Source organism: Leisingera aquimarina DSM 24565, assembly GCF_000473165.1.
In the GTDB taxonomy this organism is placed as follows: domain Bacteria; phylum Pseudomonadota; class Alphaproteobacteria; order Rhodobacterales; family Rhodobacteraceae; genus Leisingera; species Leisingera aquimarina.
Genome location: NZ_KI421504.1, coordinates 2,385,480 through 2,407,250, shown reverse-complemented (window position 1 = coordinate 2,407,250; position 21,771 = coordinate 2,385,480). Strand labels below are relative to the sequence as shown.

17 protein-coding genes and 1 pseudogene are annotated in these 21,771 nt (G+C 62.4%); 8 read left to right on the top strand and 10 right to left on the bottom strand.

Annotation, left to right across the window (positions count from 1 at the left end; all coding sequences use genetic code 11):
• Positions 1 to 2: 2 nt before the first annotated feature.
• The 3 genes and pseudogenes from AQUI_RS0115930 to AQUI_RS30110 all read left to right on the top strand — a co-directional run.
• Entirely contained in the window at positions 3 to 1,325 is a 1,323-nt protein-coding gene (locus AQUI_RS0115930; protein ID WP_027258395.1) for a 3-deoxy-D-manno-octulosonic acid transferase, read from the top strand.
• Positions 1,312 to 2,370, top strand: a complete 1,059-nt coding sequence (locus AQUI_RS0115925; protein ID WP_027258394.1) for a glycosyltransferase family 4 protein — start codon at positions 1,312 to 1,314, stop codon at positions 2,368 to 2,370. Before AQUI_RS0115930 ends, AQUI_RS0115925 begins: the two co-directional genes overlap by 14 nt.
• A gap of 180 nt (positions 2,371 to 2,550) precedes the next feature.
• Positions 2,551 to 2,857: pseudogene (locus AQUI_RS30110) on the top strand (transposase); the annotation flags it as partial.
• Positions 2,858 to 3,154: 297 nt separating this feature from the next.
• Here the strand turns inward: AQUI_RS30110 and AQUI_RS0115915 are convergent.
• The 5 genes from AQUI_RS0115915 to AQUI_RS0115895 all read right to left on the bottom strand — a co-directional run bounded on the left by AQUI_RS0115915 (position 3,155) and on the right by AQUI_RS0115895 (position 9,234).
• The gene (locus tag AQUI_RS0115915) at positions 3,155 to 3,397 is read right to left on the bottom strand and encodes a hypothetical protein (RefSeq protein WP_027258393.1); all 243 of its coding nucleotides are present in this window, start codon (positions 3,395 to 3,397) and stop codon (positions 3,155 to 3,157) included.
• Positions 3,398 to 3,692: 295 nt separating this feature from the next.
• Positions 3,693 to 4,856 (bottom strand): M20 aminoacylase family protein, encoded by a 1,164-nt coding sequence (locus tag AQUI_RS0115910; protein WP_027258392.1) that lies wholly within the window; start codon positions 4,854 to 4,856, stop codon positions 3,693 to 3,695.
• A gap of 33 nt (positions 4,857 to 4,889) precedes the next feature.
• On the bottom strand, positions 4,890 to 6,056 hold the full coding sequence (locus tag AQUI_RS0115905; protein WP_027258391.1) for a M20 aminoacylase family protein: 1,167 nt from the start codon (positions 6,054 to 6,056) through the stop codon (positions 4,890 to 4,892).
• Between the two features lie 173 nt (positions 6,057 to 6,229).
• Positions 6,230 to 7,411, bottom strand: coding sequence for an acetylornithine deacetylase (gene argE, locus AQUI_RS0115900; protein WP_027258390.1), 1,182 nt, complete (start codon positions 7,409 to 7,411; stop codon positions 6,230 to 6,232).
• A gap of 2 nt (positions 7,412 to 7,413) precedes the next feature.
• On the bottom strand, positions 7,414 to 9,234 hold the full coding sequence (locus AQUI_RS0115895) for an ABC transporter ATP-binding protein (protein ID WP_027258389.1): 1,821 nt from the start codon (positions 9,232 to 9,234) through the stop codon (positions 7,414 to 7,416).
• A gap of 343 nt (positions 9,235 to 9,577) precedes the next feature.
• Between AQUI_RS0115895 and AQUI_RS0115890 the strand changes: the two genes are divergently transcribed.
• The 4 genes from AQUI_RS0115890 (at position 9,578) to AQUI_RS0115875 (ending at position 14,645) form a co-directional block, all read left to right on the top strand.
• Complete coding sequence (locus tag AQUI_RS0115890) at positions 9,578 to 11,281, top strand: peptide ABC transporter substrate-binding protein (protein WP_027258388.1); 1,704 nt, start codon at positions 9,578 to 9,580, stop codon at positions 11,279 to 11,281.
• A gap of 147 nt (positions 11,282 to 11,428) precedes the next feature.
• Positions 11,429 to 12,436, top strand: a complete 1,008-nt coding sequence (locus AQUI_RS0115885) for an ABC transporter permease (protein ID WP_027258387.1) — start codon at positions 11,429 to 11,431, stop codon at positions 12,434 to 12,436.
• The gene (locus AQUI_RS0115880; RefSeq protein ID WP_027258386.1) at positions 12,429 to 13,340 is read left to right on the top strand and encodes an ABC transporter permease; all 912 of its coding nucleotides are present in this window, start codon (positions 12,429 to 12,431) and stop codon (positions 13,338 to 13,340) included. Before AQUI_RS0115885 ends, AQUI_RS0115880 begins: the two co-directional genes overlap by 8 nt.
• Positions 13,341 to 13,571: 231 nt before the next feature.
• A complete protein-coding gene (locus tag AQUI_RS0115875; protein ID WP_027258385.1) occupies positions 13,572 to 14,645 on the top strand; it encodes a YeeE/YedE family protein in 1,074 nt (357 codons plus the stop codon).
• On the opposite strand, the gene AQUI_RS0115870 is transcribed toward AQUI_RS0115875, so the two are convergent.
• From AQUI_RS0115870 to AQUI_RS0115850, 5 genes are all read right to left on the bottom strand, one after another.
• On the bottom strand, positions 14,581 to 15,861 hold the full coding sequence (locus AQUI_RS0115870; RefSeq protein WP_027258384.1) for a DUF3422 family protein: 1,281 nt from the start codon (positions 15,859 to 15,861) through the stop codon (positions 14,581 to 14,583). The two genes, AQUI_RS0115875 and AQUI_RS0115870, sit on opposite strands and share 65 nt — an antisense overlap.
• Before the next feature lie 221 nt (positions 15,862 to 16,082).
• Positions 16,083 to 17,510 carry an NAD(P)(+) transhydrogenase (Re/Si-specific) subunit beta gene (locus AQUI_RS0115865; protein WP_027258383.1) on the bottom strand — a complete coding sequence of 476 codons (1,428 nt, stop codon included), beginning with the start codon at positions 17,508 to 17,510 and terminating at the stop codon, positions 16,083 to 16,085.
• Between the two features lie 13 nt (positions 17,511 to 17,523).
• Positions 17,524 to 19,095, bottom strand: a complete 1,572-nt coding sequence (locus AQUI_RS0115860; RefSeq protein WP_027258382.1) for a Re/Si-specific NAD(P)(+) transhydrogenase subunit alpha — start codon at positions 19,093 to 19,095, stop codon at positions 17,524 to 17,526.
• 138 nt (positions 19,096 to 19,233) lie between these two features.
• On the bottom strand, positions 19,234 to 19,683 hold the full coding sequence (locus tag AQUI_RS0115855; RefSeq protein WP_027258381.1) for a methyltransferase family protein: 450 nt from the start codon (positions 19,681 to 19,683) through the stop codon (positions 19,234 to 19,236).
• Between the two features lie 223 nt (positions 19,684 to 19,906).
• The gene (locus AQUI_RS0115850) at positions 19,907 to 20,860 is read right to left on the bottom strand and encodes an MBL fold metallo-hydrolase (RefSeq protein WP_027258380.1); all 954 of its coding nucleotides are present in this window, start codon (positions 20,858 to 20,860) and stop codon (positions 19,907 to 19,909) included.
• A gap of 147 nt (positions 20,861 to 21,007) precedes the next feature.
• Between AQUI_RS0115850 and AQUI_RS0115845 the strand changes: the two genes are divergently transcribed.
• Positions 21,008 to 21,760: an SDR family NAD(P)-dependent oxidoreductase gene (locus AQUI_RS0115845; RefSeq protein WP_027258379.1), complete on the top strand. Its 753-nt coding sequence runs from the start codon at positions 21,008 to 21,010 to the stop codon at positions 21,758 to 21,760.
• Positions 21,761 to 21,771: the final 11 nt, after the last annotated feature.

Below are 21,771 nucleotides of genomic sequence, written 5' to 3'. Positions count from 1 at the left end.
TCATGTCCAGTGACTCGCCCGCGCGGCCGACGCTGCTTTACTCCCTTTATTGCGGCGCCAGCGCGCTGATTGCTCCCTTTGCCTGGCGCAAGGTGGCGGGCAAGCTGCGTGGTTACGGCCTGCCGGAGGCGCGCGTGCGCGAACGCCTTGGCCACGCCTCCCTGCCCCGTCCCGCCGGGCAGCTGATCTGGTTCCACGCCGCCTCGGTCGGCGAGAGCCTGTCGGTGCTCACGCTCATCAAGCGGATGGGAGAACAGGCGCCGGACGCGGAATTTCTGATCACTTCCGGCACGCCAACGTCTGCCGAGCTGATTGCCAAACGGATGCCGCCGCGCTGCCGTCATCAGTTCCCGCCGCTGGACACAACCTCGGCGGTGGACCGGTTTCTGGCGCACTGGCGCCCCGATCTGGGGGTGTTTGTCGAAAGCGAACTGTGGCCGCAAATGCTGGTGCGGGCGCGCAAGGGCGGCTGCCCGCTGGTGCTGCTGAATGCGCGGCTGTCGGACCGGTCTGTGGAAGGCTGGAAGAAACGCCCGGAAACGGCGCGCTACATCCTGGGGCAATTCGACCTGCTGGTGACACAAAATGCAAAAACCGCATCAAACCTGCAGGCGATGGGCGCCAACCCCAAGCGCGTCCGCCCGGGCAGCAACCTCAAGGCCGTCTCAGCGCCGCTGCCGGTCGACCAGGACAGCCTTGAAAAGCTGCGTAGAAACATCGGTGAACGCCCGGTCTGGATCGCGTCCTCGACCCACGAGGGCGAGGAAGAGACCGTGCTGGAGGCACATAAGGCGCTGCTGAGGAAGCACCCGGACCTCTGCCTGCTGCTTGCTCCCCGCCACCCCGAGCGCGGCGATGAGGCAGAAGCTCTGGTGAAGGGCGCAGGCCTGTCCTGCGCACGGCGCAGCAAGGGCGTCATGCCCGGGACTGCCACCCAGGTCTATCTGGCGGACACTCTGGGCGAGGTTGGCACCTGGTATGCCCTCAGCCCGCTGGTTTTCCTGGGCGGCTCCCTGCGTGAAATCGGCGGCCACAACCCGTTTGAACCGATGCAGGCGGGCGCCACTGTGATCACCGGCACCGGACATTACAATTTCGCCGAAACCTATGCCGAACTGACCGCGCTTGGCGCCGCGGCTGAGGTGCGGTCCGCGGCAGAGTTGACCGATCAGGTTGCCACCTGGCTGGAACATCCGCAGGCCTTCCAGGCTGCCTGTGATGCTGCCCGGCAATTCATCTCCCGCCAGTCGGATCAATTGGACAAGACGGTGGACGCCCTGCTGGCGGTTCTGCCCCGCGATGGAGGCCATGATGGCAAAAACTGACGCCAATACGGTCGAAGTCATCGCGCCGAATTTCAAGCGCCGCCTGTCCGGCGTCACCTCTACCATCGTGCGGCTGGTGCCGCTGCAGCGCCAGCAAATCGCCATTGCCACCGCAGGCAGCGGCCTGCCGGGGGAGATGCCGCATCTGTCGGTTTCGCAGCTCGTGTTCATGAACAGCAACGGCCCGGCCGGCGCCCGCGTCTGGCACGCCCGGCGGAATGTGGAAATGCTGGGCGGGCTGGCTCTGAAGTACCTGCTGGGCAAACGGCTGAAACTGCTGTTCACCTCCGCCTCGCAACGGCACCACTCCGGCTATACCAAATGGCTGATCTCGCAGATGGACCGGGTGATCGCTACCTCGGCCAAGGGGGCTGCCTATTTGGAAAACCCGGTTCAGGTGGTTCATCACGGGATTAATACCGAAGAGTTCTCCCCGCCCGCGGACAAACGCGCACTGCGCCGCGAGCTGGGCCTGCCGGAGGATGCCATCCTGATCGGCTGCTATGGTCGGATCCGGGCACAGAAGGGCACGGATGTTTTTGTCGACGCCATGCTGGAGGTGCTGAAAGCCCACCCCCAGACGGTGGGCCTGGTGATGGGCCGCGCCACCGAAAAACACGTGGCTTTCGAAAAGGAGCTGCGCGCCAAGGTGAAGGCCGCAGGCCTGTCAGAACGCCTGCTGTTCCCGCCCGAAGTTCCGGTCTGGGAGGTCTCCCGCTGGTACCAGGCGCTGGATCTCTATGTGGCGCCGCAGCGCTGGGAAGGCTTTGGCCTCACCCCGCTGGAGGCGATGTCCTGCGGAGTGCCGGCGGTGGCCACCCGGGTCGGTGCCTTTGAAGAGCTGATTGCGCCGAGCGAAACCGGCCTGCTGATTGACCCGGGTGACGTGGGCCAGATGGTCGAGGCCATCAACAAGGTGCTCTCGACGGAAGGGCAGCTGTCAGATTGGTCAGAGGCGGCACGCAAGCACACGATGACCAATTTCGCGCTGGAAAAGGAGGCCAATACGCTGGTCGCCATCTACCGCGAAATGCTGGAGCATTAACCTCTTAGTCTTGCTCGGATCATCTTCCGTGGGAACTGCGCCGATCTCCATACCCGGGGCCGACCTTTCTCCGGCAAGGATGGACTACGTGAACAACCTGCCGTCTCAGTGGGTAATCCCCCCGATCTTAGGGGGATGCGGAAGTGGAATTTTCTCTGCAGGATGACTGAGGAGTTTCCGATGAAGAAGACACGTTTCACTGAGGCCCAGATCATGGGCATCCTGCGGCAGATGGAGCATGGGGTGCCGGTGTCCGGGCTGTGCCGGGAGCACGGCATGAGCAGCGCCACCGTCTATAAATGGCGCGCCAAGTATGGTGGCATGGATGCCATGCCTTATCAGCGAGATGAAGGCAATGGCCGAGGAGAACCGCCGGCTGAAGCGCATGTCCGCCGACGTCAGCATGCAGAACGACTTGCTGAAGGAGGCTCTTGGAAAAGTGATACGGCCAGCTCAGCGCCGAGAGTTAGCTGTGAAAGCGGTGGCGATGATGCGCGCATCCAATTCTTCGACTTCATTCGTCATGGTTCGGACATACCGTTTCAATGAACGTTGAACTTCCTTCGTTTGTGCATGTTTCAGTCACTTTTGTTCGGTACGGATCATCTGGGCCAGATTATCACGCCGGCGCCGCAATGCCCGCAACTCAACCAATTCCGCTCCTGGCAATTGCCAGGGCCGTAATCCCGCAGGCTTTGCGGCATATTGTTCCAGCGTCCGTTCGTCTAAAGCATCGACCTTGGCAGCGAGGCTGAGATGCCGTGCGAAGTTCCGGGTCCGCGTATCATGCGCGATGAACAGACAGGCCGAGCGCAACGCAGCCGTTCAGAGTAAGGCGCTCATCACCGCCGGAAGCTTCGCAGACGACAAGCCGCGAACAGAGCTTGGCTCTTGCCTTGAGCAGCTTCGTTACCGCTACGTCAGTGTTAGGGATGATGACCTGTTGACCATCAGGCAAGCTGTGAACTGTCAGGCCGGAATTGGAAACTTCGAATGCAACGATGCAGGTGCACATCTGCATCATCATAAATACGTCCAATTTCTTTGTCGTGATCCTTGACTATGTTCAGCTACGAAGGCCCCTTTTACCAAGCCGATAGCCTGATAGATGTAGCGGGGCGCTAAATACGTCGCGACCGGGTCCTGAGACATACCTCGGGGAGGCCTGTCCGCCACCAACTCCCTGAATGGCCATCCGAGGAGCCGACCCCCCTCATCCTCTCAGAGATGAGAAAAGAAGCAATACTTCAACTAACCCTCAGGGGTGAATTGAGCTGCAAGCTCAAGAGGGGACAGACAGCCCCCTCCCGCTCTCGTCTAAATCAAGCCGCAGGCATCCGCTGCTCGGCAATTTCCGCCCACCAGCTGCAGCCTGCCGGAATGGCGTCGTCGTTGAAGTTGTATTCTGGATGGTGCACCATCGCGGTATCTCCGTTGCCCATCAGAATATAAGCGCCCGGACGCTCTTCCAGCATGAAGGCAAAATCCTCGCCGCCCATCACCAGCGGCGCATCTTCGCAGGAGCCGGACACGCTGGCCGCCACCTTTGCTGCAAATTCGGTCTGCTCATCATGGTTTGCCATCACCGGATAACCGCGGTGATAGGTGACATCGGCAGTGCCGCCAAAGGTCGCGGCGATGCCGTTGCAGACCTCGTTGATGCGGGTCTCGGCGAGGTCGCGCATCTCCTTGGACATAGTGCGCACGGTACCCTTGATCTGCACCTTCTGCGGGATCACGTTGAACGCCTTGGACGACGTCTCAAACGAGGTCACCGAGACCACGATCTGATGCACCGGATCGGCATTGCGCGAGGCAATGGTCTGCAGCGCCAGCACGGCCTGCGCCGCCAGAACGGTGGTGTCCACGGTCTCATGCGGCTTGGCAGCATGGCCGCCGCGGCCCTCGAATGTGATGTCAAACTGGTCGGTGGCCGCAAAGAAAGCCCCGGGACGGATGGCAAAGGTGCCCAGCGGCTGGCCCGGCCAGTTGTGCAAGCCATAGACCTCCTGCACGCCCCAGCGGTCCATCAGCCCGTCATCACACATGACTTTGGCACCGCCGCCGCCTTCTTCGGCGGGCTGGAAGATCACCACCACGGTGCCATCGAAATTGCGGGTTTCCGACAGGTACTTGGCGGCGCCCAGCAGCATTGCGGTGTGGCCATCGTGGCCGCAGGCATGCATCGCGCCGGGGGTCTTGGAGGCGTAGTCCAGCCCGGTCTGCTCATGGATCGGCAGCGCGTCCATGTCGGCGCGCAACCCGATCACCTTGCCCGATGTGTCTGCCTTGCCCTTGATCACGCCCACCACGCCGGTGCGGCCGATGCCGGTCGCCACCTCGTCGCAGCCGAATTCCTGAAGTTTCTCTGCCACCAGGGCGCTGGTGCGGTGGGTTTCGAACAGGATTTCGGGGTTTTCGTGGATGTCACGGCGCCAGGCGGTGATTTCATCCTGCAGTTCGGCAAAGCGGTTCTTGACCGGCATTTCTCACTCCTTTGGTTGTCTTTTCCCGCAGCCTCAGGCCGCGGGCATTCTTCGTTCCACCAGCTCGGCAAACCAGCTGCATCCCAGGGGAATCGCTTCGTCGTCAAAGACATAGGCCGGGTGGTGGCACATCTGGGTGTCGCCGTTGCCGAGGAAGATATAGGCGCCGGGGCGCTGCTCCAGCATGTAGGAGAAATCCTCGGACGGCATGATCGGCGGGGTCTCGGCAGTGACCTTGGCGGAGACCGCCTGCGCCGCCTCCACTGCATGGGCGGTGCCGTTTTCGTCATTGATTGTAACGGGGTAGCCGGGAACCCATTCGACCTCGGCCGTGGCGCCAAAGGCCGCCGCCGTGCTTTCGGCGACCCGGCGCACCCAAGTTTCGGCCTGGGTGCGGTATTCGGGGTCCAGCGAGCGGACGGTGCCCTGCAGCTTGGCAGTATGGGCGATTACGTTCGAAGCCGTGCTGTCGGTTTCAAAAGTGCCGACGGTGAGCACCACCCGTTTCACCGGGTCCACGTTGCGCGACACGATGGAATGCAGCGAGACCACGATCTGAGAGGCCACCAGCGTGGTGTCGATGGCATCATGCGGCGCGGCGGCATGGCCTCCCTTGCCCGTTACGGTGATGTTGAATTCGTCCGATGACGCCATCAGCGCGCCAGGGCGGATGGCGAATTCGCCCACTGGAAGGCCCGGCATGTTGTGCAGGCCATAGACCTCCTGAATGCCCCAGCGATCCATCATACCGTCGTCGCACATCGCCTTGCCGCCTGCGCCGCCTTCTTCTGCGGGCTGGAAGATCAGCACCGCCTTGCCATCGAAATTCCGCGTTTCTGCAAGATACTTAGCCGCCCCCAGCAGGATCGAGGTGTGGCCGTCATGGCCACATGCATGCATCACGCCAGGTGTCTTCGAGGCGTAGCCCACTCCCGAGGACTCAGGGATTGGCAGCGCGTCCATGTCGGCGCGCAAGCCGATGGCGCGGCCAGAGGAGTTGGTCTTGCCCTCGATCACCGCAACCACGCCGGTCTGGCCGACGCCTGTGGTGATATCGGTGATGCCAAATTCCTTGAGCCGCTGCACCACAAAGGCGGCGGTTTCGTGCACCTCGTACATCAGTTCGGGGTTCTCGTGCAGGTGATGGCGCCAGGCGGTGATCTCCTGGTGCATCTCGGCAAAGCGGTTCTTGGCCGGCATTTTCCCCTCCCCTTTTTTGTTTCAGGTTCTGTTACGGCAGACTGTCCGCGATAGAACTTAGCTTCGCAAGTATGCGGTCCCGCAGGGACGTGGCGGAACACGCCAGTGCCGAGGTGGCATGTGTGCACGCCCTGTACACCTTCCGCACGAATCTGAGCACGAAGCGCCCGGTTTCAAGGCAGAGGAAAGTATCCGCTCAGCTTCTCCACCAGCTTGCGCATGAAGTCATGGCCCGCGTTGAACTGGGCCACCGTGATATACTCGTTGGGCTGATGCGCCTGCGCAATGTCGCCGGGACCGCAGATCACCGCGGAATAACCCGCCTGCTGAAACTGGCCCGCTTCAGTGCCGTAGCTGACCACATGGGAGCCGTTGTCGCCGGTCACCCGTCGCACCAGCGCCTCGGCCTCGCCATTCTTTTCCGGCACCAGCCCGGGCACGTCGAAGTGCTTGGACACGTCAATGCGGGCCTCCGTGTGGATGGCCTGCATCTCCGCCTCGACCTCGCTCACCTTGGCGAGGTAGGCGGCCTCCCAATCACCGGGGTTCTCCCCCGGCACCACCCGGAAGTCCATCATGAAGCGGCAGTCTTTGGCGGTGATGTTATGGGCGGTGCCGCCCTCGATCATGCCGACGTGGCAGGTGGTCCAGGGCGGGGTGAACATGGCCTGTACCTCGCCGGGCTCCTTCGCCATATTCTCCGCATTCCGCTGGTTCGCCCAGTCGATCAGCCGGGCGCTCTGCATAATGGCGCTGACACCGGTGTGCATGAGAGAGGAATGCACCTCGAACCCCACCAGATGAGTGGCATAGCCGGTGCCGCCCTTGTGGCCGGTCACCGCCTTCATCTTCGAAGGCTCCCCCACGATCACCGCCGATCCTTTGGGCAGCAGGGGTTGCATCGCTCTAATCATCGGCGGCGCACCTGTGCAGCCGATTTCCTCGTCGAAACTCAGCGCCAGTTGCAGCGGGCGTTTGACGCCCTGGCTGTGCGCCTCGACCAGCGCCCAGATCGCCAGCGCGTCATAGCCCTTCATATCGCAGGTGCCGCGGCCGAAGTATCTGCCGTCCTTCTCCACCACGGTGAAGGGATCCGTATCCCAGGGCTGGCCGTCCACCGGCACCACATCGGTATGGCCCGAGAGCACCACGGCGCCCTCTTCCATCGGTCCAACATGGGCAAAGACGGCGGCCTTGTGGGTCTGCTCAGGATCCACCCAGCGGTGGCTTTCGATGCCGTGGGAGCCAAGATACTCCTGCACCCAATCTACCAGCGGCAGGTTGGTGTCCCGGCTTACTGTCGGGAAGGAGACCAGCGTTTGCATGATCTCCAGCGGGGTCAGTTTGGCGGCCATGGTCAGTATCCGCTATCTGTGGTCAGGACGAAGTGGCCGGGCTCAAGCTCCAGATACTCCGACGGCTCCGGCTGGTAGCCGACCTCGTGAATCGGCGAGGGGATCGGTTTGAAGTTCAGCTCTTTCTCTGACTTGCGCTGGCGCGGGTCGGCGATCGGCACCGCCTTCATCAGGGCCTGAGTATAGGCGTGCAGCGGGTTCTCAAACACCCGTTCGCGCGGGCCGATTTCAACAATGCGGCCCAGATACATGACGCCCACCTGATGCGAGACGCGCTCTACCACTGCCATGTCGTGGCTGATGAACAAGAAGGACAGGCCCAGTTCCGCCTGCAGCTCCATCATCAGGTTCAGGACCTGCGCCTGCACTGACACGTCGAGCGCCGATACCGCTTCGTCCGCGACGATCAGCTTGGGGTTCAGGGCCAGCGCGCGGGCGATGGCAATCCGCTGGCGCTGGCCGCCGGACATCTCATGCGGGTAGCGGCGCATGAAGCTGCGCGGCAGGTGGACCCGGTCAAACAGGCCAGCCACCCGGTCATGCAGTTCGGAGCCTGAGGCCAGACCGTAGTTGCGCAAAGGCTCGGCCACCTGATCCACCAGCTGCATTTGCGGGTTCAGCGAGGCAAAGGGATCCTGAAAGATCATCTGCATGTCCTGGCGGGCTTTGTGCATTTGCGATGCATTGAAGCCCAGCACATCGCGGCCCTCGAACTCCACCTTGCCCGAATCCGGCTCCACCAGCCGCAGGATCGAGCGGCCAGCCGAAGATTTGCCGCAACCGGATTCGCCCACCAGCGACAGGGTCTGGCCCTTGAACACCTTGAACGACACATCCTCCACCGCGTGGACATTTGAAATGGTGCGGCGCAAGAGACCGCCCTTGACCGGGAAACGGGTGGTCAGGTTCTTCACCTCCAGCAGCACTTCGTCGGTGCCCTTGATCGGTTCGATCTTCTGGCCTTCGACGCCCAGCAGTTTCATCGGCTCGGGGAACTGCTTGCCGCGCATCTCGCCCAGTTTCGGAACCGCCGCCAGCAATGCCTTGGTGTAATCGTGCTTGGGGGTCTCGAAGATCTCCTCGACGGAGCCTTCCTCAACCTTGTTGCCGCGGAACATGACAACGACGCGGTCAGCCATCTGCGCCACAACGGCCATGTCGTGGGTGATGAACATCACCGCCGTTCCCGTCTCGCGCTTCAGCCGGTCCATCAGCGCCAGGATTTCCGCCTGGATGGTCACGTCCAGCGCGGTTGTGGGTTCGTCCGCGATCAGCAGGCGCGGCTCGCAGGCCATTGCCATGGCGATCACCACCCGCTGGCGCATACCGCCAGACAATTCATGCGGGTATTGTTGCAATCGCCGTTCCGGCTCGGGGATGCGGACCTGGCTCAGCAGTTCCAGTGCGCGTTCTTCGGCCTGGGCCTTGGACATGTTCTTGTGGATGCGCAGGCCTTCGGTCAACTGGCGGCCGACGGTGAACACCGGGTTCAGCGCGGTCATCGGCTCCTGGAAGATCATGCCGATCTCGTTGCCGCGGATCTGCTTCATCATCTCCTGTTCGGAGGTGGCCAGATTGGTTTCGCCGCCTTCACGCCGGTTGAACAACAATTCTCCGCCGGCAATCTCGCCGCCCCCGAACTCCACCAGCCGCATCAGCGACAGCGAGGACACAGACTTGCCGGAGCCGGATTCGCCCACGATGCAAACGGTTTCGCCCGGGCACACATCAAAGGAGACGTCCTCGACACCGGTGACAGGGCCGTCCTTGGTCTGAAACTCCACCCGCAGATTTCTTATGGACGCAATGGTGTTGTCCAGCATGACGGCTCCCCTGCCTTATTGTTGCCAAGCCTGCCGGGAACGGAGGCCTCAGCTTTCAGAGTAAACTCTACTTTGCACAAAAATGCTCATGCAAATAATGCATAGGGTGATCGAAATTGGAATTTGCAATTTCCAGTGAACTGGTCTTCGATACCATCAGTGGCTGCCTGCAATGTGCCCGGCGCCGGTCTGCCCGGCAAAGTGTTAAGACTGCTTAGTTTCTTCGTTTTTTTGGCTGCTTGCAGGCGCGAATGCTACATTTCCGCAGTGATGCGGCAATCCTCCGGGCCAAAGAGTCCGGCCAACAAATAAGACACGAAACGTGTCCGACAAGGAGAGTGTGATGAAACTCAAATCCCTATTGATGGGGGCTGTAGCCACGGCCTCCCTCGCACCCGCCGCCTTTGCCGAGCGTGGGTCAGACGGCCAGGTCAACATCATTTATTGGCAGGCGCCGTCGATCTTGAACCCGTATCTGTCAAGCGGCACCAAGGACATCCAGTCTTCGTCGCTGGTGATTGAACCGCTGGCGCGCTACGACCCGCAGGGCAACATGATCCCCTATCTGGCCGCGGAAATTCCAACTGTGGACAATGGCGGTGTCAGCGAGGATCTGACCTCTGTCACCTGGAAAATCGCGCCCGGTATGAAGTGGTCCGATGGCAGCGGTGTCACCGCGCATGACGTCAAGTTCACCGCAGACTACTGTATGCATCCTGAGGGCGGCTGCGCCCAGCTGACCAAATACGAAGGTGTCACCAATGTCGAAGCGCTGGATGATCTGACCGTCAAGGTCACCTTCGACAAGCCGACCCCCTTCCCCTACGGCCCGTTTGTGGGCGGCGAAGGCCCGATCCTGCAAAAGGCGCAGTTTGAAAACTGCACCGGTGCCAGGGCGCCGGAATGCACCGATGCCAACTTTGGCCCGATCGGCACCGGCCCGTTTGTGGTGGATGAGTTCAAGCCGAACGACGTGATCACCATGTCGGCTAACCAAAACTACCGCGACCCGGCCAAGCCGGCGTTCGCCAAGGTACTGTTCAAAGGCGGCGGCGATGCAACTGCTGCGGGGCGTGCCGTAATGGAAACCGGCGAATTCGACTATGCCTGGAACCTGCAGCTGGCGCCGGAAGTGATCGCCCAGATGGAAGCGGGCGGTAAAGGCACACCGGTTGCGGGCTTCGGTTCGCTGGTGGAACGCGTCATGCTGAACCAGACCGACCCGTCATCGAGCCTGCCCGAGGGCGAGCGCGCGACCGCCAAGCATCCGCATCCGTTCCTGAAGGACCCGGCTGTCTATAAGGCGATGTCAATGGCCATCGACCGTCCGCTGCTGGTGGAAATCGGCTATGGCAAGGCAGGCGCAGTCAGCTGCAACTGGGTGCCCGCACCTGCGGCCTTTGCCTCCGACACCTTTGACTGCTCCACCCAGGACATCGAAGGCGCCAAGGCGATGCTGGAGGAAGCCGGCTACAAGGACACCAATGGCGACGGCGTGCGGGAAACCCCTGACGGCAAGCCGATGAAAATCCTGTATCAGACCTCGACCAACGCGGTGCGTCAGGACTTCCAGGCGCTGATCAAGGAGTGGTGGAGCCAGATCGGCATTGAATCCGAGCTGCGCAACATCAACGCTTCGGTGTTCTTCGGCGGCGACCCGGGTTCGCCCGACACTTTCCAGAAGTTCTATGCCGACGTCGAAATGTATGCCAACAACTTTGACGGCACCGACCCGCAGGCCTACCTGGGCAACGGCCTGTGCGATCAGGCTCCGCGTCCGGACACGCAGTGGCAGGGGCAGAACATCTCGCGCTTCTGCAACGAGGAGTTCGACCAGCTGCACGCCGAGCTGAGCAAGACAGCCGGTCTGGAAGCGCGCGCCGAGATCGGCCGCCGCCTGAACGACATCATGGTTGAAAACGGCGGCATGATCCCGCTGGTGCACCGCGGCCGCCTGTCGGCGCATTCCAATACCCTGGGCGGTGTGAACCTGAACGTCTGGGACAGCGAGCTGTGGAACGCAGCTGACTGGTACCGCATCAAGTAAGCCCGGCTTGCTTTTCCGGGGCCCCGGCACATGCCGGGGCCTCTTGCCATCCGGAAGGGCAGCGCCGCGGCCCCCCGGCATGGCCTGGACGCGGGGCCTCTCCCCGCCTGTTCCGAATTCAATATAAGTTGCAAAGGCGCTTAGCAGATGCTGACCTTTACAATCCGGCGGCTGATCCTGGCAGTTCCGACACTGCTGTTCATCAGCCTCGTGATCTTCCTGCTCCTAGAACTCGCCCCCGGCGATCCGATGGCGCAGGTTCCCCTGACCGTCCCCGCCGAAGTCAAAGAAAAGATGCGCCTGGCCCTGGGCCTGGGCGAGCCGATGCATATCCGGTTCTGGAAATGGCTGGTGCAGTTCTTTTGGATCGAACCGCAGGTGCTGATCGACAACATCTTCGGCACTGGCCTGGCTGACGGCAAGCTCAGGGTAATTTCCTGGCAGACCCGTTCGCCGGTGATGGACATCGTGGTGCAGAGAATGCCGCAGACCCTGTGGGTGGTCGGCACCGCCTATGCCGTCGCCATCCTGATCGCGCTGCCGATCGGCATCTATTCCGCCTACCGTCAGTACAGCTGGTTCGACCAGCTGGGTACTTTTGTGTCGATGGTGGGTTTCTCGGTGCCGCCGTTCTTCTCAGGTGTGCTGGTAATCGTGATCTTTTCAGTGCAGCTGGGCTGGTTCCCGTCGATCTATGACACCACCCATGTGGTCGACAGCTGGGACAGCTTTGTCTACCAGCTGAAGCAGATGATCATGCCGGTGATGGTGCTGGCGCTGCAGATCACAGCACAGCTGAGCCGCTTTATGCGCGCGTCGATGCTGGACAACCTGAACCAGGATTATGTGCGCACCGCGCGGGCCAAGGGCCTGAGCGAATATGTCGTGGTCATGGTGCACGTCCTGCGCAATTCGATGATCCCGGTGGTCACCGTGATCGCGCTGGGGATCCCGGCGATCTTTGGCGGCGCCATCATTACCGAGCAGGTGTTCAAGGTGAACGGCATTGGCCAGCTGCTGATCGGCGCCATTCAGGCCAACGACCTGCCGATGGTGCAGACGCTGACCTTTATCTTTGCGGTGCTGATCGTGCTGTTCAATCTGATCGCCGACGTGCTGTACGGCATTCTTGACCCGAGGATCCGCTATGACTGAGCTGAGCAATCCTGTTCCTTCGAAACCGCCGCGCAGCCAGTGGCTGGACGTGTGGGACCAGTTCAAATCCCACCGCGGCGCCTTGATGGGCGGGGCCTTGTTCCTGTTCATCGTCCTGGCGGTCTACCTCGGCCCCTACCTGTGGGACCTTGAGGCCACCAAGATCGACATCCGCGCCCGCAACCAGGGCCCGACCTGGGCGCATCCCTTTGGCACCGATCAGCTGGGCCGCGACATGCTGGCCCGAATGATGGCGGGTGGTGCGACGTCGGTCTCGGTGGGTCTGACGGCAATGCTCCTGGCGCTGTTCCTCGGGTCGTTCATCGGGGTGCTGGCCGGGTTCTTCAAGCGTCTCGACGGCCCGTTGATGCGTCTCACCGACCTGTTCCTGGCGCTGCCGCTGTTGCCGCTGCTGCTGGTGATGATGCTGCTGTTCCGCGAGCCGCTGAACGCCACGTTCGGGCCAGAACAGGGGATTTTCATCCTGATCGTGGCCTCCATCGGCGTCACCAGCTGGATGCCCACGGCGCGGATTGTGCGCGGCGACGTGCTGGCGCTGAAGGAGCGCGAGTTCGTGATGGCGGCTCGCTCCATCGGCACCACCAACAGCGGCCTGATCACCCGGCATATCCTGCCCAACGTGCTGTCGCCGATCATGGTGTCGGCCACCCTGGGGATTGCCACGGCGATCATCACTGAATCGTCCCTCTCCTTCCTCGGCCTCGGCTTCCCGCCGGACTTCCCGACCTGGGGGCGGCTGCTGTTTGATGCGACCGATTACCTGCAGCAATACCCCGAACGGGTGTTCTGGCCCGGCATGGCGATCTCCTTGACGGTGCTGAGTGTCAACTACCTGGGTGACGGGTTGCGCGACGCGCTGGACCCGCGGATCCGCGGACGCTGAAGCGCAACACACGCACACATTCAAATAAAAACATACCTTCTGGCCGCTTTCCTGAAAGCGGCCAATTTGTTTTGCCGGCGCAGGTTTCCTGAAAGCCGGGTTTTACCGGGACCGTCGAAACCGGGAAATCATCCTGCCGCGCCCCCTCCCACCAAGCCATTCGCGGCTTGCCCGCGCGTGGAAATTCCTCCATTTCGGGAAACCGTTCCGATTTCGCACATGGAGGGCGCAATGTTCGAGACATTCGGCTTTGAAGAGATAACTGCACGGGAAGTGTCCGTCCTGTTCGCCCTGGGCATCGGCGTCCTGTTCGGCGCGTTGGCGCAGCTGACCCGCTTCTGCTTCCGCCGTGCCTTGGTTGGCAACGACCGGCGGCAGGCCGCGGGGGTCTGGGCAATGGCCCTGGCGGTTGCTGTCCTTGGCACGCAAGCCGCGGTGGCGCAGGGCTGGATCAGCTTTGACGGTCACCGGCTGATGACCAGCGATCTGCCACTGCTGGCAATTGCGGCCGGCGGGCTGATGTTCGGGGCGGGCATGATCCTGACCCGCGGCTGCGCGTCGCGCCTTCTGGTGCTGGCAGGCAGCGGCAATCTGAGGGCGCTGCTGGTGGTCGCAGTTTTTGCGGTTGCGGCCCATGCCACGCTCAAGGGGGTTCTGGCGCCGTTCAGAACAGCGCTTGGGTCCTTCACACTGCCGATGGGTGAGCAAATCTCTCTGGCAGCCCTGCCCGGCGGTGCACTGCCGTGGAGCGCCGCGATTACTGCGGCTGCGTTGCTCCTTGCGCTGCGGTCGGGCAACCGCGCGCCCGCATTGGCTGGCGCCGCCTTGATTGGCCTGCTGGTTCCCCTGGCCTGGGCCGGCACAGGTTTTGTGCTGTTTGATGAATTCGACCCCATCGCGATGGAGAGCCTGTCGTTCACCTCTCCGGCTGCCGATACGCTGTTTTTCGTGATCGCCTCCAGCTCCATTCCTGCCGGTTTTGGTCCAGGGCTGATCGGCGGCGTGCTGCTGGGCGCCCTGATGGCGTCGCTGTTCAGCGGCAGCTTCCGATGGCAGAGCTTTGAGACCCCGCGCCAGACCGGCCGTTATCTGGCGGGCGCCGTGCTGATGGGGGCCGGCGGCGTGCTGGCAGGCGGTTGCACAGTCGGTGCGGGCCTGGCCGGCATTCCCACGCTGAGCCTGGCCGCCCTGCTGGCGCTGGCCTTCATTGCGCTTGGCGGCATCGGCATGAATGCCCTGCTTAATGCAGCTTCTTCCGGATCCGCTGAATCCCCAGCCACACCAAGCCAACAACCGGCAGAGTGACCGCCATGATCAGCACCTTCTTGTTCAGCCCGTAGCGTTCGGCCAGCGGCAGGAAGAAGTCGGACACCAGCGATACCGCGTAGTAACTGACGGCCACCACAGACAGTCCTTCAACCGTGTGCTGCAGGCGCAGCGCGAGATCGGCGCGGCGGTCCATGCTGGCGAGCAGCGCCTGGTTCTGCGCTGAGCGTTCCACATCAACCCGGGTCCGCAGCAGCTCCCCCGCCCGGCGCGCCCGGTTGGCCAGCGCCTCCAGCCGTTTTTCTGTCGATTTCACCGTGCGCATGGCCGGTTCAAACCGCCGCAACATGAATTCCGCCAGTGTCTGAAAGCCTTCGTGGCGGCCTTCGCGCAGCAGGCTGACACGCTGATTGACCAAGGCCTCATAAGCGCCCGTTGCACCAAAGCGGAAGGCCGACCGGGCGGCCATGGCCTCCAGCTCCGCCGACACTGTCAGCAGCTGTGAGAGCGTCTGTTCGGCAGGCACGGTGCCGCTGGTCATTTCCACCATCATCTCGCTCAGATGGGTGTCCAGCGCGCTGATGGTCGGGGTCAGGCCGCGGGCGCGGGAAAACCCCAACATGGCCATCGCCCGGTAGGTCTCAATCTCGCACAGCCGCTGCACAATCCGGCCGATGCGCTGGCTGCCTGTTCCCGCACCGGGCAGCACGGCAAACCGCATGTGCCCGGCCGGATCGATACGGAAGTCCCCGGCCACCACGGCGCTGTCATCCAGCACCGGCGACACTGCCAGGCTTTCCGGCACAAACCAGTCGTGCAGAGTTGCCTTCAGCTTGGCCGGAGCGGTGCGCGGCACCACCCGGATCAGTGCTGAAGTAATCCGCTGCCCCGGCGCCTGTGCCAGCCAGTCCTCGGGGAAGACGTCGAAATCCGCCGGGTCAAAGGCGCGCGGGCTGACGCCATCCCGGTAGACGGTGTAGCTGACAAATTCCGTGTGCTGCTCCCATTTGACCATGTGCCGCCCGATCTGCGCCGTGTGATGCGTCGCCCCCGGCTGAGGATGCGCTGCACCGTGGCGGTCCAGAAGGTCCGTCAGATGCTGGACGTCCTGCTGCCGGTCGCGGTGTTCGGCCTCCTGCGGTTGCTTGACGGCCAGATAAACCACCGTGCAGGGGCTGGACATGGCTGGGAAGGGCCGCGCGTGCAGCTCGTTCGTGAGCTGGTAGCGCAAGGGGTGATCCTGGATCAGGGGCATTGGGGTCTCCGGAGCAATGCTGGGGACCATAATGCTTGTGCAAAAACATGTAAAGAACACTGTTATTTCAATGCGTTATGTGAATGCCGCGGTATACAGAAGTCATCCAGGAGGACTCTGCCCCCGGCCTGCGGCCTCCCCCGGAGTATTTTTGACCAGATAGAAGCACCAAAGAAAAAAGGCGCCCCGGTGGGAGCGCCTTTTGCAGGTTATCTGTTCTCTTAGCTGATCATGGTCAGCAGGTTGTCGAGGCTTGCCTTTGCGTCGCCATAGAACATGCGGGTGTTGTCCTTGAAGAACAGCGGGTTCTCGATGCCGGAGTAGCCGGTGCCCTGGCCGCGTTTGGAGACGAAGACCTGTTTCGCTTTCCAGCACTCCAGCACCGGCATGCCGGCGATCGGCGAGTTGGGGTCTTCCTGCGCCGCTGGGTTGACGATGTCGTTGGAGCCGATGACGATGGCCACATCGGTCTCCGGGAAGTCCTCGTTGATCTCGTCCATTTCCAGCACGATGTCGTAAGGCACCTTGGCTTCCGCCAAGAGCACGTTCATGTGGCCCGGCAGGCGGCCTGCGACCGGGTGGATGGCAAAGCGGACGTTCTTGCCCTTGGCCCGCAGGCGGCGGGTCAGTTCGGCGACGTTCTGCTGCGCCTGCGCCACCGCCATGCCGTAGCCGGGGATGATCACCACAGAGTCAGCCTCGTCGAGCGCCGCCGCCACGCCGTCGGCATCGATGGCGATCTGCTCGCCGTCGATTTCCATCGCAGGACCGGTGGTGCCGCCGAAGCCGCCCAGGATCACGCTGACAAAGGAGCGGTTCATCGCCTTGCACATGATGTAGCTGAGGATCGCACCGGAGGAGCCCACAAGCGCTCCGACCACGATCAGGAGGTCATTGCCCAGCGAGAAGCCGATCGCCGCCGCGGCCCAGCCCGAGTAGCTGTTCAGCATCGAGACCACCACCGGCATGTCGGCTCCCCCAATGCCCATGATCAGGTGATATCCGATGAACAGCGCCGCCAGGGTCATCAGGAACAGCGGGAAGAAGCCGCCCGAGTTGAAGTACCAGATCAGGCTGAGGAAGGAGAGGCCCGCGGCGCCAGCGTTCAGCATATGACCGCCCGGCAGTTTGGTGGCCGCCGAGGTGACTTTGCCCGCCAGCTTGCCAAAGGCGACAACCGAGCCGGTGAAGGTGATGGCGCCGATGAAGATGCCCAGGAACAGCTCAACCCGCAGGAAGGCGATCTCGGCCGGGGTCTTTTTGGCAATCAGCTTGGCAAAGGTGCCCAAGTCATCGGTGCTGGCGGCCGCCGCCACATTGCCGATCTCGAAATGGGCGATGAAGCCGACAAACACTGCCGCGAGGCCGACCAGCGAATGCATCGCCGCCACCAGCTGCGGCATCTCGGTCATCTGCACCCGCTTGGCGACATAGGTGCCGATCAGGCCGCCGCCCGCGATCAGCAGGACCGACAGCAGCCACAGGCCGGAGCCGGGGCCAATGAGGGTGGCAAAGACCGCCAGCCCCATGCCGGCGATGCCATACCAGACCGCGCGCTTGGCGCTTTCCTGGTTCGACAGGCCGCCCAGCGACAGGATGAAAAGAACAGCCGCAACGACATAGGCGGCGGTGGTGAAACCGTAATCCATGTGCCCGGCCTCCTTAAGATTTCTGGAACATGGCAAGCATGCGCCGGGTGACGAGGAAGCCGCCGAAGATGTTGATCCCGGCCATGAAAACGCTGAGCGCCGCCAAGAGGATCACCAGGTAGCTGCCCGAGCCGATCTGCATCAGCGCGCCCAGGATGATGATCGAGGAGATCGCGTTGGTCACCGCCATCAGCGGCGTGTGCAACGAGTGCGCAACGCCCCAGATCACCTGGAAGCCGACAAAGCAGGCCAGCGCAAAGACGATGAAATGCTGCATGAAGCTCGCGGGCGCAAACAGCCCGACCAGCAGCAGCAAGGCGCCGCCGCCCGCCAGCAGGGTGACCTGGCTCTTGGTCTGCGCCTTGAAGGCTTCAACCTCCTGGGCGCGTTTTTCCTCCGGGGTCGGCTCCGGCACGGTTTCCTTCGGCTTGGCCGCAATCGCCTGCACCTTGGGCGGCGGCGGCGGGAAGGTGATCTCGCCCGCAAAGGCCACCGTGGCGCCGCGGATCACGTCGTCCTCCATGTCATGCACCACCTGGCCGTCCTTCTCCGGCGTCAGGTCGGTCATCATGTGGCGGATGTTGGTGGCATACAGCGTCGAGGACTGCGCCGCCATCCGGCTGGGGAAATCGGTGTAGCCGATGATGGTGACGCCGTTCTCTGTCACGATCTTCTCGTCCGCGACGGTGAGCTTGCAGTTGCCGCCCTTCTCCGCCGCGAGATCAACGATCACCGAGCCCGGCTTCATCGCCGCGACCATGTCCTCGGTCCACAGCTCCGGCGCTTCGCGGTTGGGGATCAGCGCGGTGGTGATGACGATGTCCATCTCCGGCGCCAGCTCGCGGAACTTGGCCAGCTGCGCCTCGCGGAATTCCGGGGACGAGACCGCCGCATAGCCGCCGGTGGCGGCACCGTCCTGCTGCTCCTCCTCAAAATCGAGATAGACAAACTCGGCGCCCATGCTCTCGACCTGCTCGGCCACTTCCGGGCGCACGTCAAAGGCCAGCGTGATCGCGCCAAGCGAAGTCGAGGTGCCGATGGCCGCCAGCCCGGCCACACCAGCGCCAACCACCAGAACCTTGGCCGGGGGCACCTTGCCCGCCGCGGTGATCTGGCCGGTAAAGAAACGGCCGAAGTTGTTGCCCGCCTCAATGACCGCGCGGTAGCCCGCGATATTGGCCATTGAGCTTAGCGCGTCCATCTTCTGCGCCCGGCTGATCCGCGGCACCATTTCCATCGCGATCACATTGGCGCCCTTGGACTTGGCCAGCTCCATGCCGTCTTCGTTGCCCGCAGGGTTGAAGAAGGAGATCAGCGTCTTGCCCTTGGTCAGCCGCTTCAGCTCGGTTGCATCCGGCTGGCGCACTTTAGCGACGATATCGGATGCTTTCCACAGGGCGGCCGGCGTCTTGATGATCTCAACGCCCGCTGCCTCATAGACCGCATCGGAAAAGCCAGCCGCCGCACCGGCGCCGGTCTCGATCGCGCAATCGTAGCCCAGTTTCTGCAGCTGCTTCGCCGAGTCCGGCGTCATACCGACCCGGTTCTCGCCCGCAAATGTTTCTTTTGGTGTCCCTATTTTCACCTTATGGGTCCCCCTCGTCTTGCCCGTGCCAGCAATGCCTAGGTACGGATCACAATGATTTTCTCTACTACGCGCAAGATTATTGCGCAAGGATTTTGCTGCATTGCCGCAAAGTCATGCCGCAATGCCGCGTTCCGGTCAGATCCAGCGGCGCACCTTCTGTTCGTAGCGGGCCCAGTCCGCACGGAAGGTCCGGCGCAGCCTGTCTTCTTCGGGAATGACAAACCGCTTTTCGAGCAACCACAGGAAGATGGGGATCAGCGGAAGCGACAGCACCGCGTCAAACCACAGCACCAGACCCGCGAGGATCAGAACATCGCCCAGATAGATTGGGTTGCGGCTGCGGCTGAAGATCCCTGATTGCACAAGCCGGCTGGGCGTCTGATGCGGGATGACCGTGGTCTTTTGCCGCCGCATCTCAGCAATGGCGAGCAACGCCAAAAGGAGGCCGCCGCCCAGCAGGATGCCACCAAGGAACTCAGCCCATGCCCCGCCGAAAGAGAGCCTGAATGCGGCATAAGCCGACTGCAGCCAGGCCGCCAGAACAAACCCCGCCAGCCAGATGGGCGGCACATCCAGCCACCGCATCACGCGCTGCCCGTTTGCAGAATATGTCCTGAAATCATGTACATTCCGGGCAATCTTCCCTTATCCGGCTTGGTCGTCCAGACCAGTTCGGCCGGGACTTTCAGAAAAGGACAAAATGCCCCTGATGCCGCAGAAACGACGAATCTGTTCCGGCTTGCGGCATGATCCTGCATAGATTCTCTCGGAAGCCTACGTATATTTATGTGTACTGAGGCGGAGGGGCTTACTCCCACTCCATTTCTTCGAACACCCGGCCTGCGTTTTTGGTGGCCAGTTCCTCGAATGTGTCCAGTCTCTTCCAGCGCACTTGATCCACGTAATAGGCGCTGGCGAGGTCTCCGCCGTCCTCGATATGGGCGCCGACCTTGGCCCGCAGGTCCACCAGATAATCGAGGGTGTACCGGCGCAACTGCGGCAAATTGGTCGGGTGGCCATGGCCTGGGATGACATAGGCGGGCGCAAGCGGTTCCAGCTTGTCCTGCCAGGTTTCAATCCAGCATTTGGTGCAGGTGTGCGGGAACACCGGCAGCATCCGTTCGTGAAAGGCAATGTCGCCGGCGATCATCAGGTTCCAGTCCGGAATCCAGACCTGGATATCGCCGGGATCATGCGCCGGTCCCAGATGCAGAACCTGGACCCCGACCCCGCCAAGGGTCAGGTCATAGCGGTCGTCAAAGGACAGGTTGGCGTGTTCCACCCGGGTCTCGCCCGCGCGGTCCTTGTTGTAGCCGCGCATCCGCTGCAGGATCAGGTCGCTGTTTTCCTTTGTCTCTGCAATGGCTTCGGCATGGGCCAGCACGTCCACGCCCTGGTCGCGCCAATAGCCATTGCCCAGCATCGCGTGGCCCTGGCCGTTTTCATTGATCACCAGCACCACCGGCTGATCGGTCACCTGCCGGATTTCCTCATGCAGCGCCTTGGCCAGCGCGTCCGAGGCCCCGGCATTCACCACCACCACGCCTTCGCCGGTCACGATGAAGGACAGGTTGTTGTTGTGGCCTGCATTCTCATAGCTGGGCGGTGCCGTGGCGCCGATGGCGGAGAACACATGCGGGATGACCTCCACCGGTTTGGAGTAGAGTTCGGACTGGGGGTATTGGTCGGCGATGTCCTCGCTCGAATGCACGGCAAAGGGCATCAGCAGGGCTGCGCAAGCAGCGGCAGTCATGGCTTTCATCGGATCTCTCCCTGATCAGTTACAGCGACATTCACACATGCGAATATAACTGTAAACGCCTGACCCATGCGGCGTGACGGCACGGCGGGGTTGCCAGAGCGCTCTGCCCGGATAGGCTGAGCCGCAAAACAGGGAGTCCGGACGTTCATGACATTGACAGGCAAACACGCGCTGGTGACTGGCGGCGGCACAGGGATAGGGCTGGCCATCGCCCACGGGCTGGCAGTGGAAGGAGCACAAGTCACCATCACCGGACGGCGGCAAGAAGTTCTGGAGGAAGTCGCAACGGAGGGTCTGCACCCGCTGGCTATGGATGTGCGCAGCGAGGAGGACGTGGCGGCCAGGGTTGCCGCCGCGGTCGGGGCGCGCGGCCCCATTCAGATCTGCGTGGCCAATGCCGGAGTTGCAGAAGGAGCAGCGCTGCACAAGACCACGACGGAGTTCTGGCGCAACATGATGGCGACCAACCTGGACGGCGCCTTTTTAACCATCCGGGAGTGTTTCACCTCGATGCGGCAGACGGATTGGGGCCGGGTGATCACCGTTTCCTCCATCGCCGGACTGCGGGGGCTGAAGGGCGGCGCCTGTTACACCGCCAGCAAACACGGGCTGGTCGGTCTGACCCGCGCGCTGAGCGAGGATTACCTGGGCACGCCCTTCACCTTCAACGCGCTGTGTCCGGGATACGTCGACACGCCGATTATTGAGCGCAACATTACCTCGATTGCCCAACGCGCCGGGATGAGCGCCGTGGAGGCGCTGGATGTGATGGTGAACTCCAACCGCCACAAGCGGCTGATCGAACCGGAGGAAGTGGCCGCGGCGGCGCTGTGGCTGTGCGGGCCGGGGTCCGGGTCGGTGAATGGGCAATGCATCGAAATCTCGGGCGGGCAGATGTGATGGCCTGGTTC